The following is a 12,662-nucleotide window of genomic DNA, read 5'->3' as shown; positions in this document are numbered from 1 at the left end:
TTACTTTCCTTCAATGCTCAGCGCTTCGTTCACCAGCGCTTGTTGTTGGGCTTTGTGTTGGCTGGCCAGGCCCGTCGCGGGCGAAGCCGAAGTGGCGCGGCCGACATAGCGAGGCCGTGTATGTTTCGCTTTGATGCGGGACAGGACCCATTCGATGTTGGGCTCGATAAAGGTCCAGGCACCCTGGTTTTTGGGTTCTTCCTGACACCAGATCATTTCGGCGCCTTTAAAACGCTCAAGCTCATTGATCAGAGAATGCGCAGGGAACGGATAGAATTGTTCAATTCGCATCAGGTAGACATCGTCGATCCCACGCGCGTCACGCTCCTCCAAAAGGTCATAGTAAACCTTGCCCGAGCACATCACGACCCGCTTGATCTTGCTGTCGGCAACCAGCTTGGTATCCGAATTGCCATGTTGCGCATCGTCCCACAACACGCGGTGGAAGCTGGAGCCTGTGGTGAATTCCTCAGCGGTGCTAACCGCCAGCTTGTGACGCAGAAGCGACTTGGGTGTTACAAGGATCAGCGGCTTGCGGAAGGTCCTGTGCAGTTGACGGCGCAGGATGTGGAAATAGTTCGCGGGCGTCGTACAGTTCGCCACGATCCAGTTGTCCTGGCCGCACATCTGCAGGAACCGTTCCAGTCGCGCCGAGCTGTGTTCCGGGCCCTGACCTTCAAAGCCATGCGGAAGCAAACAAACCAAACCAGACATGCGCAGCCATTTACTTTCGCCCGAGCTGATGAACTGGTCGAACATGATTTGCGCGCCGTTGGCGAAGTCGCCGAACTGCGCCTCCCAGAGGGTCAACGCGTTGGGTTCGGCCAGTGAATAGCCGTATTCAAAACCCAGAACCGCATATTCCGACAGCATCGAGTCGATCACTTCATAGTGTGACTGACCGGGCCGGATATTGTTGAGCGGATAATACCGTTCCTCATTCTCCTGGTTGATGAAACCCGAATGGCGCTGGCTGAACGTCCCGCGTGTGGCGTCCTGACCGGACAGGCGCACCGGATAGCCTTCGGTCAGCAGCGAGCCGAATGCCAGAGCTTCACCCGTCGCCCAATCGAATCCTTTACCAGACTCAAACATTTGCTTTTTGTGTTCCAGCAGGCGACCAACGGTCTTATGCATGGCAAAACCGTCCGGTGTGCGCGAGAGCGCGGCACCGATCTCGGCTAAAGTATCTGGCGAAATGGCGGTCTCACCGCGCATGTATTCGTCTTTGTTCTTGTCGAGGTGCGACCACCGCCCGTCCAGCCAATCGGCCTTGTTGGGTTTATAGTCCTTTCCGGCCTCGAACTCATCGTTCAGACGGGCCTGAAAGGCGGTTTTCATATCCTCAATCTCGCCTTCGGGGATCAGCCCATCCTTGACCAGACGTTCCGTGTAGAGCGACAGCGTGGTCTTATGCGTCTTGATCTTCTTGTACATGATCGGGTTGGTGAACATGGGCTCGTCGCCCTCGTTGTGGCCAAACCGGCGGTAGCAGAAGATATCGATCACCACGTCCTTGTGGAACTTCTGGCGGAATTCGGTTGCCACTTTGGCAGCATGTACAACCGCCTCGGGATCGTCGCCGTTCACGTGGAAGATCGGAGCCTCGACCATCAGCGCGATATCCGTTGGATACGGGCTGGAGCGGCTGAAGTGCGGCGCGGTGGTGAAACCGATCTGGTTGTTCACCACGATATGCATGGTGCCGCCGGTCTTGTGCCCACGCAGACCGGACAGGCCGAACCCTTCGGCGACCACACCCTGACCAGCAAAGGCCGCATCGCCGTGCAGCAGAATGCCCATCACCTTGGTCCGGTCGGTATCCTTCAGTTGATCCTGCTTGGCCCGAACCTTGCCCAGCACAACCGGGTTCACCGCTTCAAGGTGGCTGGGGTTTGCGGTCAGCGACAGGTGCACGCTATTGCCATCAAACTCACGGTCGCTGGAGGCGCCGAGGTGGTACTTCACATCGCCCGAGCCATCCACGTCTTCGGGCTTGAAGCTGCCGCCCTGGAATTCGTTGAAAATCGCACGGTAGGGTTTGCCCATCACATTGGCGAGGATGTTCAGACGCCCGCGGTGCGGCATGCCGATGACAATGTCCTGAACGCCCAAGGCTCCGCCACGCTTGATGATCTGCTCCATCGCGGGGATCAGGCTTTCGCCACCGTCCAAACCAAAGCGCTTGGTGCCCATGTATTTGACATGCAGGAATTTCTCGAAACCTTCGGCCTCAACCATCTTGTTCAGGATCGCCTTGCGGCCTTCCTTGGTGAACTGGATTTCCTTGCCGTAGCCTTCGATGCGTTCTTTCAGCCAGGCGGCTTCTTCCGGGTTCGAGATATGCATGTACTGCAGCGCGAAAGTGCCGCAATAGGTGCGCTTTACGATCTCGACGATCTGGCGCATGCTGGCCATCTGCAGGCCCAGAACATTGTCGATAAAGATCGGGCGATCCATGTCGGCGTCTGTGAAGCCATATGTTTTCGGGTCCAGCTCTGGATGGGTGCTGGCCGCGCGCATTCCCAGCGGGTCCAGATCAGCCGCCAGATGGCCCCGGATCCGATAGGCCCGGATCAGCATCAGGGCGCGCAGGCTGTCCAACACGGCGCGCTTGATCTGGTCTTCGCTGACCTGAACACCGGTGTCAGCAGCCTTCTCCTGAATCTTCTTGCCTGCGGCTTTGGCATCAATCTCAGCCCATTCGCCGGTCAGCGCCCCGGTCAGATCATCTGTTGGCATGGGCGGCCAATCGGTGCGTGCCCAAGAGGGACCTTCGGCCTCTTTCTGAACATCCGGTGTAGCGTCACCCATCTGCCGGAAGAACTCGACCCATGCCGCATCTATTGCGTTCGGGTCTTTTGTGTACTGGGCATATAGCTGCTCTAGATACTCGGCATTGTGCCCTTGCATGAAGCTAGAGGCATGAAAGGCAGTGTTGGGCGTATGTTCGGTCATTGGGCTACCTCATATGGGTTGGGACCGTATTGGTTGGTGCCTGGCTGACTGGGGCGGGACAACCACCACAGCACCAGGAGGGGCGACACAAACAGGATCAGAAGTGTCGGAATGACGATCAGCAGAGTGGCACGGGTGAACAGGATATCCAGATTGCCGCCATGCTGGAAACTGGAGGCCAGCCCGATGCCAAAGAACAGGGTCGCAAACGCGCCTAGGATTAGAAGGAGTGGCAGTAAAGCGTAGAGGCCACTGCGCCCGGTATCATGCATCCGCCGCCATGCGACGGCCAGATGCGGAAAGAAGACGATTAGGCTGACGATGCTTTGCACAGGTTGTGAGGACGTAGCTGCGACGGATTTGGATGTTTCGGCTTCGGTCACTGCAACTTGCGTGAAGAACTGCGCATCGATGATCCCGGCAATGATGCTCCAGATCACGATGAACAGGAAAAAGAACCAGTACTCGGGCCGCGAGGCGCGACCCGAGAAGGTGAAGAACTTGGAGAAACAAGTGCGGATGGCGTCAGAGAAGGTCATGGCTTTTGCCTTATTGTGCGACGTCTTATGTCCAGAGTTAAGGCGGTATGAGGCGTTCTTCCGAAGGCCTCATTGAACTCTACTTCGTCAAATCTCCAAAAACTAATTTTTGCGGGGCCGGCACCCAGATCGGGCTCTCGAAGTGGGCGATTTATCAGTTCGACGGGCTCCCTGTCCAAATCCTGCGCGTTTATGTTGGTTTGGCCAGATGGGTATCCCCAAGTTGTCGCCGAAAGGTACCTAGACGGTCCATACCCACGTTCGCGAGTTTCGCCTAGGTCCTTGATATTAAATGCCAAGATTGCATCTCTAATTTTTGTAGAGTCATCGGTCGAAGTACTGGAATAGTTACAACCCAAACTTTCGCTGGAAGCAGTGCCGCCTTTGCGGTCAGACAGCAACAAAAATGCGATAGTGTCTTGGTCCGTCCACAACACTTCATAGTAGCCTAATTCTGCCCCTTCAGAAATTGCGTTTACGTGATCGAGAATGCCGATAGACACTCCAGTTTCTAGATCCAACTCGAGCGGGTTGTGATCCTTGTAGGTAAATGCAGGCAGTAAATATCCATCCGCGACAATACTCAGCATTTCGTCAGTGAAGGGTGCTCGGAAAGGCTTCCACCCTCTTGCATAAAACTCTTTCGCAACAGTTGCGCTATCCTCGGTCGACCAAGTGCAAAGTTCGATTACGTCCTTTGTTGGCTTGGAGAAGTCAGGCGACGCGTTCGCACTAGCTATTGAGGCGGAGTGCAGGCCACCAAGAACAAAGGCCAAAACATGCCGAAAGCGAGGGAACTTCTTCCCCCGCTCTGCAAAGCCTATGCTATGGTGCGCCATTGCGCTTACCCAATCGCTTCCAGCACAGCCTCACCCAGCTGCGCCGGGCTTTCGGCCACGACGATTCCGGCCGAGCGCATGGCTTCGATCTTGTCCTCGGCACCGCCTTTGCCGCCGGCGACAATCGCACCCGCGTGGCCCATGCGGCGGCCCGGAGGGGCTGTGCGGCCCGCGATGAAACCGGCGGTCGGTTTTTTGCGGCCCTTCTTGGCCTCATCCGCCAGGAACTGCGCGGCTTCTTCCTCGGCCGAGCCACCGATCTCACCGATCATGATAATCGACTCGGTCTCGTCATCGGCCAGGAACCATTCCAGCACGTCGATATGCTCGGTGCCTTTGATCGGGTCGCCGCCGATGCCCACGCAGGTGGACTGGCCCAGGCCCACATCGGTGGTCTGCTTGACGGCCTCATAGGTCAGCGTACCCGAACGCGACACAACACCGACCGATCCGCGCTTGTGGATGTGGCCGGGCATGATGCCGATCTTGCAGGCATCCGGCGTGATGACACCGGGGCAGTTCGGGCCGATCAGGCGCGAGCTTGAGCCTTCCAGCGCGCGCTTCACCTTCATCATGTCCAGAACCGGGATACCTTCGGTTATGCAGACGATCACTTCCATCTCGGCATCAATCGCTTCGAGGATCGAGTCAGCCGCGAAGGGCGGCGGGACATAGATCACCGAGGCATTGGCTTCGGTCACATGCTTGGCTTCGTGGACCGAGTTGAACACGGGCAGGTCAAGGTGGGTCATCCCGCCTTTGCCTGGGGTCACGCCGCCAACCATCTTGGTGCCATAGGCAATGGCCTGTTCGCTGTGGAATGTGCCCTGCGAGCCGGTAAAGCCCTGACAGATCACTTTGGTATTTTCGTCGATGAGGACTGCCATCTGGCGTTCTCCTTTGTAGGGCGGGCTTCAGCCCGCCGAAATCTTGGGAAAGGTGGGCCAAAGCCCACCCTACGGGATGGCAATCAGCCTTTGACAGCTTTCACGATCTTCTCGGCACCGTCTTTCAGGTTGTCCGCCGCGATCACGTCAAGGCCAGAGGTGTTGATGATCTCTTTGCCTTTCTCGACATTGGTGCCTTCCAGGCGCACGACCAGCGGAACCTGCAGGCCGACCTCTTTCACCGCAGCGACAACGCCTTCGGCGATGACGTCACAGCGCATGATGCCGCCGAAGATGTTGACCAGAATGCCTTTGACGTTCGGATCCGAGGTGATGATCTTGAACGCCTCGGTCACTTTCTCTTTGGTCGCGCCACCGCCCACATCGAGGAAGTTGGCAGGCTCGGCCCCATACAGTTTGATGATGTCCATGGTTGCCATCGCCAGACCGGCACCGTTCACCATGCACCCGATCTCACCATCCAGCGCGATGTAGTTCAAGTCGTATTTCGAGGCTTCCAGTTCCTTGGGGTCTTCCTCGGTCGTGTCGCGCAGTTCGGCGATGTCGGGGTGGCGGTAGACCGCGTTGCCGTCGAAACCGACCTTGGCGTCCAGCACTTTCAGGTCGCCGCTGTCCGAGACGATCAGCGGGTTGATCTCCAGCATCTCCATATCCTTCTCGACGAAGGCGTTATAGAGCTGGTTCATCAGCTTGACGCATTGCTTGACCTGCGCGCCTTCCAGACCCAGCGAGAAAGCAATACGGCGGCCGTGATAAGCCTGATAGCCAGTGGCCGGGTCGACCGAGAAGGACAGGATTTTCTCAGGAGTGGCAGCGGCGACTTCCTCGATATCCATGCCGCCTTCGGTCGAGCAGACGAATGAGATGCGGCTGGTCTGGCGGTCCACCAGCAGGGCCAGGTACAGTTCACGTTCGATGCCCGATCCGGCTTCGATATAGATGCGGTTGACCTGCTTGCCTGCGGGGCCGGTTTGGTGCGTGACCAGCGTGCGACCCAGCATCTTCTTGGCCTCTTCAGCGGCTTCTTCGACCGATTTGGTCAGACGGACGCCGCCTTTTTCACCGGCATCCGCTTCTTTGAAGCTGCCTTTGCCACGTCCACCTGCGTGGATCTGTGCTTTGACAACCCACAGGGGGCCATCCAGTTCACCGGCTGCGGTTTTGGCTTCCTCGGCGCGCAAAACCGCGCGACCGTCGGAGACCGGAGCGCCATAGCTGCGAAGAAGCGCTTTGGCCTGATATTCGTGAATGTTCATCGAAACTGTCCCGTCTGACTACGATTAAACCGTTATAGGGGTGTCTAGCGGGCAAGTTTAAAGGGTTTTTTGACAGCAAAGAGGTTTTTCACGAAGATTTTCACTATTTGTGATCACGCTTTTTTGGCGTGTGATCACAAATTGATAGGCCCTTGGTTTTGATTCGAATCTCACAATGCACATGCGGAAAACATATTCAAAAAAGGGGGTTTGCGACGGTTGCGCAAACATTTGAGATACGACGGACGGGCTTGGCACAAAAAAACCGGCCCTGCTGAGGGCCGGTTCTCGGAAGCTTTCAGTAAGCCTATGCCAGCGAACCGTCGATGCCTTTGCATGCGTCGATCAGGCCCTTCACGGCGTTGACCGAGTTGTCGAAACCGGCCTGCTCGTCTTCGTTGAGCTTGATGTCGACGATACGCTCAACACCACCAGCACCGATCACGGTTGGAACGCCGACATAAAGCCCGTCAACACCCAGCTCGCCATTGCAGTAGGCGGCACAAGGCAGAACGCGCTTCTGGTCTTTCAGGTAGGCTTCGGCCATTTCGATTGCCGAAGTAGCCGGTGCGTAATACGCCGAACCGGTTTTCAGCAAACCAACGATTTCAGCGCCACCGTCACGGGTACGCTGTACGATGGCGTCTAGCTTTTCCTGTGTCGTCCAGCCCATTTCGACCAGATCAGGCAGCGGGATACCGGCAACGGTCGAATACCGTACCGAAGGTACCATCGTGTCGCCATGGCCGCCCAGAACGAAGGCGGTGACGTCGCGCATTGAGACGTTGAATTCTTCCGACAGGAAATGCGCGAAACGGGCCGAATCCAGCACGCCCGCCATGCCGCAGACCTTGTTGTGCGGCAGGCCCGAGAATTCACGCAGGGCCCAGACCATCGCGTCCAGTGGGTTGGTGATACAGATTACGAACGCGTCGGGTGCATGTTTGGCGATACCTTCACCGACCGACTTCATCACTTTGAGGTTGATGCCCAGCAGGTCATCGCGGCTCATGCCCGGCTTGCGGGCGACACCAGCGGTGACGATGCAGACGTCCGCGCCTGCGATATCGGCATAGTCGCTGCTGCCGGACATCGACGCGTCAAACCCTTCGGACGGGCCGGATTCGGCGATGTCGAGCGCTTTGCCTTGGGGCAGCCCGTCAGCGATGTCAAACAGGACTACGTCACCCAGTTCTTTGACAGCTGCAAGATGCGCAAGCGTGCCGCCGATGTTCCCCGCGCCGATCAGCGCAATCTTGGGTCTGGCCATTTGGAATATCTCCGGTCGGTTTTGAAATCGCGGTTGTGCTAGTCCTTTAAACGCCGCAACGCAAGGCCTCTGCGGCGCGGCATGCAACCGCATACCGTTTGCCTTGCCCTTGGTGGTTGCGCTAAACGGCTAGTGAGACAAGCCAATTCGCAGGCTGCCACATGTTCGAATTGAATTTGATGTTTTTTGCCGTGGCGATCCCTGCGGTCATCTTCGCGGGTATTTCCAAGGGCGGGTTCGGGTCGGGCGCGGCCTTCGCGTCGGCATCGATTCTGGCCATCATCCTGAGCCCAGGGCAGGCGCTGGCGCTGATGCTGCCGATCCTGATGATCATCGATCTTGCGACGTTGAAGCCCTACTGGAAGCGCTGGGATTGGCCAAGTGCACGCCTGCTGATACTGGGGGCAATACCCGGCGTGATTTTGGGGACGGTTCTGTATCGCGCGACCAATGACGATGTCTTACGCCTTTTGATCGGTGCGATTTCGATCGGGTTTGTGATCTGGCATGTGGCGCGTGCAAAGGGCTGGATTGGCGGCTTCGCAAGGCAGTTGCCGCCATCGGCAGGTTTGTTCGCCGGATTGGTGGCGGGCTTCACAAGCTTTGTCAGCCACGCTGGCGGCCCGCCCGCAGCCGTTTATTTGCTATCGCAGCGTCTGACAAAGACCCAGTTTCAGGCCTCGACCGTACTGGTCTTTTGGGTCGTCAACATCGTGAAGTTTGTGCCTTACGCCTATCTGGGCCTTTTCACGTGGCACACCGCTTGGGCGAACATTCTGCTGTCGCCTTTCGCACTATTAGGTGCGTGGCTTGGGGTTCGGGCGCATTTCATGCTGTCCGAACAGGTGTTTTTTCGGATCACCTATGTTTTGCTAACACTAACCGGCAGCAAACTCATCTGGGATGCTTTGGCTTAGGCATTTGGCGGCAAGGCTTCGGCCAAAGTCTCATAGGACTGCCCCGAGGCGACAAGGCAGGTTGTGCCATCCGGCAGCGTGACGGTTATGGTCCAGCTACCTGTTTCATCAGAGGCGAACAATTCCATCACCGCGCCCTGGCCAGCGATCCCGATCCCTTTACGTGTTTCGCCATACCCTTCCGACAAGCGTTTGATTACGTCCGCGCGCGGGGCGCAGTTGCGGCTCTGCGCGTTCACTTGCTGTGCGGCCAGCACCATAATCCCCAGCCCGATCGTCATGTTCAAAAGCGATTTCTTCATCTATGGCCCCTTCTGTCTGATCTGAGGACCAGCTTGCGAACAAGGGCAGGAGATTTGATTAAACCAAAGTGCGTTGCGTCACGAATAGGCGCTTATGCTGCGATGCGGCAAATTTGGCCTTGAAGTTTCTCGAAAAAAATGCCCCATTCCGCGCAACATTATTGCTTAGGGAGAGGTCAATGGACCCGCGTCAACGCCCGTATCGTTCGGTTTTGTATATTCCAGGCTCGAAAGAGCGGGCGCTGGAAAAGGCGCGCACTCTGCCAGTGGATGCGATCATCTTCGATCTTGAGGATGCAGTCGCCGCTGACGAAAAGCCCAACGCCCGCGAAACGCTGAAGGCGGCGCTGGCGGCCGGTGGCTATGGCGCGCGGGTCAAGATCGTTCGGATCAACGGGTTGGACACCGAATGGGGCCGTGCGGATGCTGAGGCCCTGCGCGACATGGACGCGGATGTGGTGCTGCTGCCAAAGGTGAATTCCGCCGCGGATGTGGATGCGCTTGCCGCAATCACCGGTGATCTGCCGATCTGGGCGATGATGGAAACGCCACGCGGTATGCTAAACGCAGCGGAGATTGCCGCCCACCCTCTGATGACCGGGTTTGTGATGGGTACCAACGATCTGGCCAAAGAGCTTCAGACCCGCTTCCGCCCTGATCGCCTTCCATTGATGACATCACTGGGCCTGTGCCTGCTGGCTGCAAAGGCTGAGGGCCTAATTATCGTGGATGGGGTCTATAATACGTTCAAAGATACCGAGGGTCTGGCCGATGAATGCGCGCAGGGTCGGGATATGGGCTTTGACGGGAAGACACTGATCCATCCGGCGCAGGTTGAGGTGACCAATGAGGCGTTCGCCCCGTCTGAGGCCGAGATTGACTTGGCGCGCCGTCAGATCGCCGCCTTTGAAGAGACCGAGGCTCAGGGTCAGGGCGTCGCCGTCGTTGATGGCAAGATTGTTGAGAACCTCCATGTTGTAACTGCCCGCGAAATTCTGGCAAAAGCAGAGGCGATTTCAGCTTTGCAAGCGGGGTAAGCCAGCATGGGCTTTGTTCTTCTGATTTTGGGCGTGGCACTATGGTGGGCCGCGCATCTTTTCAAACGCGTGGTGCCCGAACAGCGGGCAGCAATGGGCGATGCAGGCAAAGGCGTGGTGGCGCTGGCGCTGGTTGCCTCGATCCTAATGATGATCTTCGGCTATCGCATGACCGATTTCATCTATGTCTGGGCCCCGCCGACTTTCCTGATCCACGTCAACAACCTGTTGGTTCTGATCGCGATCTTTATGATGAGCCCGGCTGGCCAGAAAGGCCGTCTGCTGAACAAGATGCGCCATCCGATGCTGGGCGGGTTCAAGCTTTGGGCGTTTGCGCATCTGCTGGTGAATGGCGATCTGGCCTCGATTGTCTTGTTCGGCGGTCTTTTGGCCTGGGCCGTGGTTGAAGTCATTGTGATCAACAAATCCGAACCTGATTGGAAGCCGGGTGAACCCGGTACATATGGTAAGGACGCGATGTTCTTTGTCGCCTCAATCGTTTTGCTGGGCATCATCGGATATATTCACGGGCTGGTTGGCCCATCCCCGTTCGGTGGATAGGGGGAACCAGACATGGCAAAGCTCTATCGATTGCTGACCGAGGAAGACACCTCCGCGTTCTGCCACAAAGTATCAGATGCGCTGGCCAAAGGGTGGGACCTGTATGGCGACCCATCCTACGCGTTTGACGCGGAAAACGGTGTCATGCGTTGTGCGCAGGCCGTGACCAAAGAGGTCGAGGTCGATTATTCACCTGACATGAAACTGGGACAGCAATAATGGCAAAAACCAATCCGGGCAGATTTTTCGAGGACTATTCCGTTGGGCAGGTCTTGCCCCATGCGGTGCCCCGTACCGTGACGGATGGGGAGCGGGCGCTGTATCACGCGCTCTATCCGGCGCGCCACGCGCTCTATTCCTCGGACGAGTTCGCGCGGTCCTGTGGTCTACAAGAAAGCCCGCTGGATGATTTGGCGGCGTTTCATGTGGTGTTCGGTAAGACTGTTCCGGATATCTCGCTGAACGCAGTGGCCAATCTGGGCTATGCCGAGGGGCGTTGGATAAAACCGGTCTATCCCGGTGACACTATAAGGTCGGTCTCTGAGGTGATCGGGGTCAAGCAGAATTCCAACGGCAAAACCGGGGTGGTCTGGGTGCGCACCCGTGGTCTGAACCAGCTGGACGAGGTTGTGATCGACTATGTGCGCTGGGTCATGGTTCGAAAGTCGAGCCCGGATGCGCCCGCACCGGAAACCGTTGTGCCCGACCTGAAAAAGGTTTTGGCACCGGAAGATCTGGTGATCCCCGAGGGTCTGGACTTCTCGAACTACGATTTCACTCTGGCGGGCGAGCCCCATCGCTGGGGTGATTACGCGATCGGTGAGACAATCGACCATGTGGATGGTGTGACCATCGAAGAGGCCGAGCATATGCTGGCTACCCGCCTGTGGCAGAACACGGCCAAGGTTCATTTCGATCTGACCTTCCGACCCGAGGGGCGATTGATCTATGGCGGTCACGTGATCTCGATGGCCCGGGCTTTGTCGTTCAACGGGTTGGCCAATGCGCAGATGATCGTTGGCCTGAACGGTGGTGCCCATGCGAATCCCTGTTTTGCGGGTGATACCATCAAGGCCTGGTCCGAGGTTTTGGACAAGGCCGAAACCAGCGTTCCCGGCGTTGGGGCTATTCGCTTGCGATTGGTTGCCACCAAAGGCGGTGCGCCGTTTGAGTTGCGCAATGAAGACGGCAAGTACCAGCCGCAGGTTCTGTTGGATCTGGACTACTGGGCGCTCATGCCAATGTGAATTCGTGCAGACCCTGCGATACATGCTAGGGTACTGCTATGATCCTGTTTCGCGCCTTGATCGCTTGCCTGTGTTTAACACCACCCGCTTGGTCTTGCGATTTGGCATTGGCTTTGGCTGTCGATGTTTCGGGGTCGGTCGACAGTGATGAATATCGCGTCCAGATGGATGGGCTGGCGGCGGGGTTGCGCGACCCGATTGTATCCGAAGCACTGGTGCGTGGGCAGGCGCGGTTGATGCTCGTGCAATGGACCGGTGCATCGCGTCAGCGGGTAACTATTCCCTGGACTCGGATCGACAGTTTCGACGCATTGGATGGGTTTGCCAGCAAAGTCGCACAAGATCCGCGCATCTGGCGAAACTTCTCAACGGCTATAGGCGAAGCGTTAGAGATGACGCTGGCCAGCTTTGATGCTGTGAACGATTGCAAACGTTTGTTGATCGATATTTCTGGCGATGGGGTCTCGAACGAAGGGGTCGAGCCTAATCAGATCCATCGCCTGCTTCGTGCCCGTGGCGTAACCGTGAATGCGATTGCCATCGAAGAATCCGAGCCCGATCTGACTGCCTATTTCTTTGAGAATGTCATCGTGGGCGAGGGTGCTTTTGTTGTGTCTGCCGCCGGGTTTGCTGATTACCCTGAACGTATTCGAAAAAAGCTGCTGCGCGAGGTAACACAGCAATCCGCCGACTTGAAATAAGCAAGGCAGATTCGTGATCACATTGCTTTCCTACTGAAATCGCTAACATAGGCAGTGCTGAATGCAATTTGTGATCACAGCTTTTATTTGCGTGATCACATATTGAAGAAATCACCCGTTTTGCGGT

13 protein-coding genes are annotated in these 12,662 nt (G+C 57.0%); 6 read left to right on the top strand and 7 right to left on the bottom strand.

Features of this window, described 5'->3' with window-relative positions; genetic code table 11:
- The 6 genes from ACR0DH_RS09900 to mdh all read right to left on the bottom strand — a co-directional run bounded on the left by ACR0DH_RS09900 (position 1) and on the right by mdh (position 7,770).
- Positions 1–2,958: a 2-oxoglutarate dehydrogenase E1 component gene (locus ACR0DH_RS09900; protein ID WP_480548537.1), complete on the bottom strand. Its 2,958-nt coding sequence runs from the start codon at positions 2,956–2,958 to the stop codon at positions 1–3.
- A complete protein-coding gene (locus ACR0DH_RS09895) occupies positions 2,955–3,497 on the bottom strand; it encodes a DUF805 domain-containing protein (RefSeq protein WP_480548539.1) in 543 nt (180 codons plus the stop codon). Before ACR0DH_RS09895 ends, ACR0DH_RS09900 begins: the two co-directional genes overlap by 4 nt.
- Positions 3,494–4,336, bottom strand: coding sequence for a hypothetical protein (locus ACR0DH_RS09890; RefSeq protein ID WP_480548541.1), 843 nt, complete (start codon positions 4,334–4,336; stop codon positions 3,494–3,496). Before ACR0DH_RS09890 ends, ACR0DH_RS09895 begins: the two co-directional genes overlap by 4 nt.
- 5 nt (positions 4,337–4,341) lie before the next feature.
- Positions 4,342–5,223 (bottom strand): succinate--CoA ligase subunit alpha, encoded by an 882-nt coding sequence (gene sucD / locus ACR0DH_RS09885; RefSeq protein WP_170350627.1) that lies wholly within the window; start codon positions 5,221–5,223, stop codon positions 4,342–4,344.
- A gap of 83 nt (positions 5,224–5,306) precedes the next feature.
- A complete protein-coding gene (gene sucC, locus ACR0DH_RS09880) occupies positions 5,307–6,500 on the bottom strand; it encodes an ADP-forming succinate--CoA ligase subunit beta (RefSeq protein WP_480500114.1) in 1,194 nt (397 codons plus the stop codon).
- Between the two features lie 307 nt (positions 6,501–6,807).
- On the bottom strand, positions 6,808–7,770 hold the full coding sequence (gene mdh, locus ACR0DH_RS09875; protein WP_480548543.1) for a malate dehydrogenase: 963 nt from the start codon (positions 7,768–7,770) through the stop codon (positions 6,808–6,810).
- A 161-nt stretch (positions 7,771–7,931) separates the two neighbouring features.
- Here mdh and ACR0DH_RS09870 point away from each other — a divergent pair, with 161 nt between their 5' ends.
- Positions 7,932–8,687 (top strand): sulfite exporter TauE/SafE family protein, encoded by a 756-nt coding sequence (locus tag ACR0DH_RS09870; protein ID WP_480548545.1) that lies wholly within the window; start codon positions 7,932–7,934, stop codon positions 8,685–8,687.
- Here the strand turns inward: ACR0DH_RS09870 and ACR0DH_RS09865 are convergent.
- Positions 8,684–8,989 carry a hypothetical protein gene (locus ACR0DH_RS09865; RefSeq protein ID WP_480544358.1) on the bottom strand — a complete coding sequence of 102 codons (306 nt, stop codon included), beginning with the start codon at positions 8,987–8,989 and terminating at the stop codon, positions 8,684–8,686. The genes ACR0DH_RS09870 and ACR0DH_RS09865 overlap by 4 nt on opposite strands.
- Positions 8,990–9,168: 179 nt before the next feature.
- On the opposite strand from ACR0DH_RS09865, the gene ACR0DH_RS09860 reads away from it, so the two are divergent.
- From ACR0DH_RS09860 to ACR0DH_RS09840, 5 genes are read left to right on the top strand one after another with little or no spacing between them, the layout of a single operon-like run.
- Positions 9,169–10,026 (top strand): HpcH/HpaI aldolase/citrate lyase family protein, encoded by an 858-nt coding sequence (locus ACR0DH_RS09860; RefSeq protein ID WP_480548547.1) that lies wholly within the window; start codon positions 9,169–9,171, stop codon positions 10,024–10,026.
- Between the two features lie 6 nt (positions 10,027–10,032).
- Positions 10,033–10,587, top strand: a complete 555-nt coding sequence (locus tag ACR0DH_RS09855; protein WP_480548549.1) for an NnrU family protein — start codon at positions 10,033–10,035, stop codon at positions 10,585–10,587.
- A gap of 12 nt (positions 10,588–10,599) precedes the next feature.
- Positions 10,600–10,806 carry a DUF1737 domain-containing protein gene (locus ACR0DH_RS09850; protein WP_480544356.1) on the top strand — a complete coding sequence of 69 codons (207 nt, stop codon included), beginning with the start codon at positions 10,600–10,602 and terminating at the stop codon, positions 10,804–10,806.
- Positions 10,806–11,834: a MaoC family dehydratase gene (locus ACR0DH_RS09845; RefSeq protein ID WP_480548551.1), complete on the top strand. Its 1,029-nt coding sequence runs from the start codon at positions 10,806–10,808 to the stop codon at positions 11,832–11,834. The genes ACR0DH_RS09850 and ACR0DH_RS09845 overlap by 1 nt, the downstream gene beginning before the upstream one ends.
- A gap of 38 nt (positions 11,835–11,872) precedes the next feature.
- Positions 11,873–12,535: a DUF1194 domain-containing protein gene (locus tag ACR0DH_RS09840; protein WP_480544354.1), complete on the top strand. Its 663-nt coding sequence runs from the start codon at positions 11,873–11,875 to the stop codon at positions 12,533–12,535.
- Positions 12,536–12,662 lie beyond the last annotated feature (127 nt).

The sequence above is a fragment of the Ruegeria sp. I1 genome, assembly GCF_056532675.1.
This window is presented reverse-complemented; position numbering and strand designations above follow the sequence as displayed.

Excerpts from the sequence above, each read along its gene's own strand:
- ACR0DH_RS09890 (WP_480548541.1), bottom strand. The coding sequence starts at position 4,336 with ATGGCGCACCATAGCATAGGCTTTGCAGAGCGGGGGAAGAAGTTCCCT.
- ACR0DH_RS09840 (WP_480544354.1), top strand. The coding sequence starts at position 11,873 with ATGATCCTGTTTCGCGCCTTGATCGCTTGCCTGTGTTTAACACCACCC.
- sucC (WP_480500114.1), bottom strand. The coding sequence starts at position 6,500 with ATGAACATTCACGAATATCAGGCCAAAGCGCTTCTTCGCAGCTATGGC.
- ACR0DH_RS09865 (WP_480544358.1), bottom strand. The coding sequence starts at position 8,989 with ATGAAGAAATCGCTTTTGAACATGACGATCGGGCTGGGGATTATGGTG.
- sucD (WP_170350627.1), bottom strand. The coding sequence starts at position 5,223 with ATGGCAGTCCTCATCGACGAAAATACCAAAGTGATCTGTCAGGGCTTT.
- ACR0DH_RS09845 (WP_480548551.1), top strand. The coding sequence starts at position 10,806 with ATGGCAAAAACCAATCCGGGCAGATTTTTCGAGGACTATTCCGTTGGG.
- mdh (WP_480548543.1), bottom strand. The coding sequence starts at position 7,770 with ATGGCCAGACCCAAGATTGCGCTGATCGGCGCGGGGAACATCGGCGGC.
- ACR0DH_RS09900 (WP_480548537.1), bottom strand. The coding sequence starts at position 2,958 with ATGACCGAACATACGCCCAACACTGCCTTTCATGCCTCTAGCTTCATG.
- ACR0DH_RS09850 (WP_480544356.1), top strand. The coding sequence starts at position 10,600 with ATGGCAAAGCTCTATCGATTGCTGACCGAGGAAGACACCTCCGCGTTC.
- ACR0DH_RS09860 (WP_480548547.1), top strand. The coding sequence starts at position 9,169 with ATGGACCCGCGTCAACGCCCGTATCGTTCGGTTTTGTATATTCCAGGC.
- ACR0DH_RS09895 (WP_480548539.1), bottom strand. The coding sequence starts at position 3,497 with ATGACCTTCTCTGACGCCATCCGCACTTGTTTCTCCAAGTTCTTCACC.
- ACR0DH_RS09855 (WP_480548549.1), top strand. The coding sequence starts at position 10,033 with ATGGGCTTTGTTCTTCTGATTTTGGGCGTGGCACTATGGTGGGCCGCG.
- ACR0DH_RS09870 (WP_480548545.1), top strand. The coding sequence starts at position 7,932 with ATGTTCGAATTGAATTTGATGTTTTTTGCCGTGGCGATCCCTGCGGTC.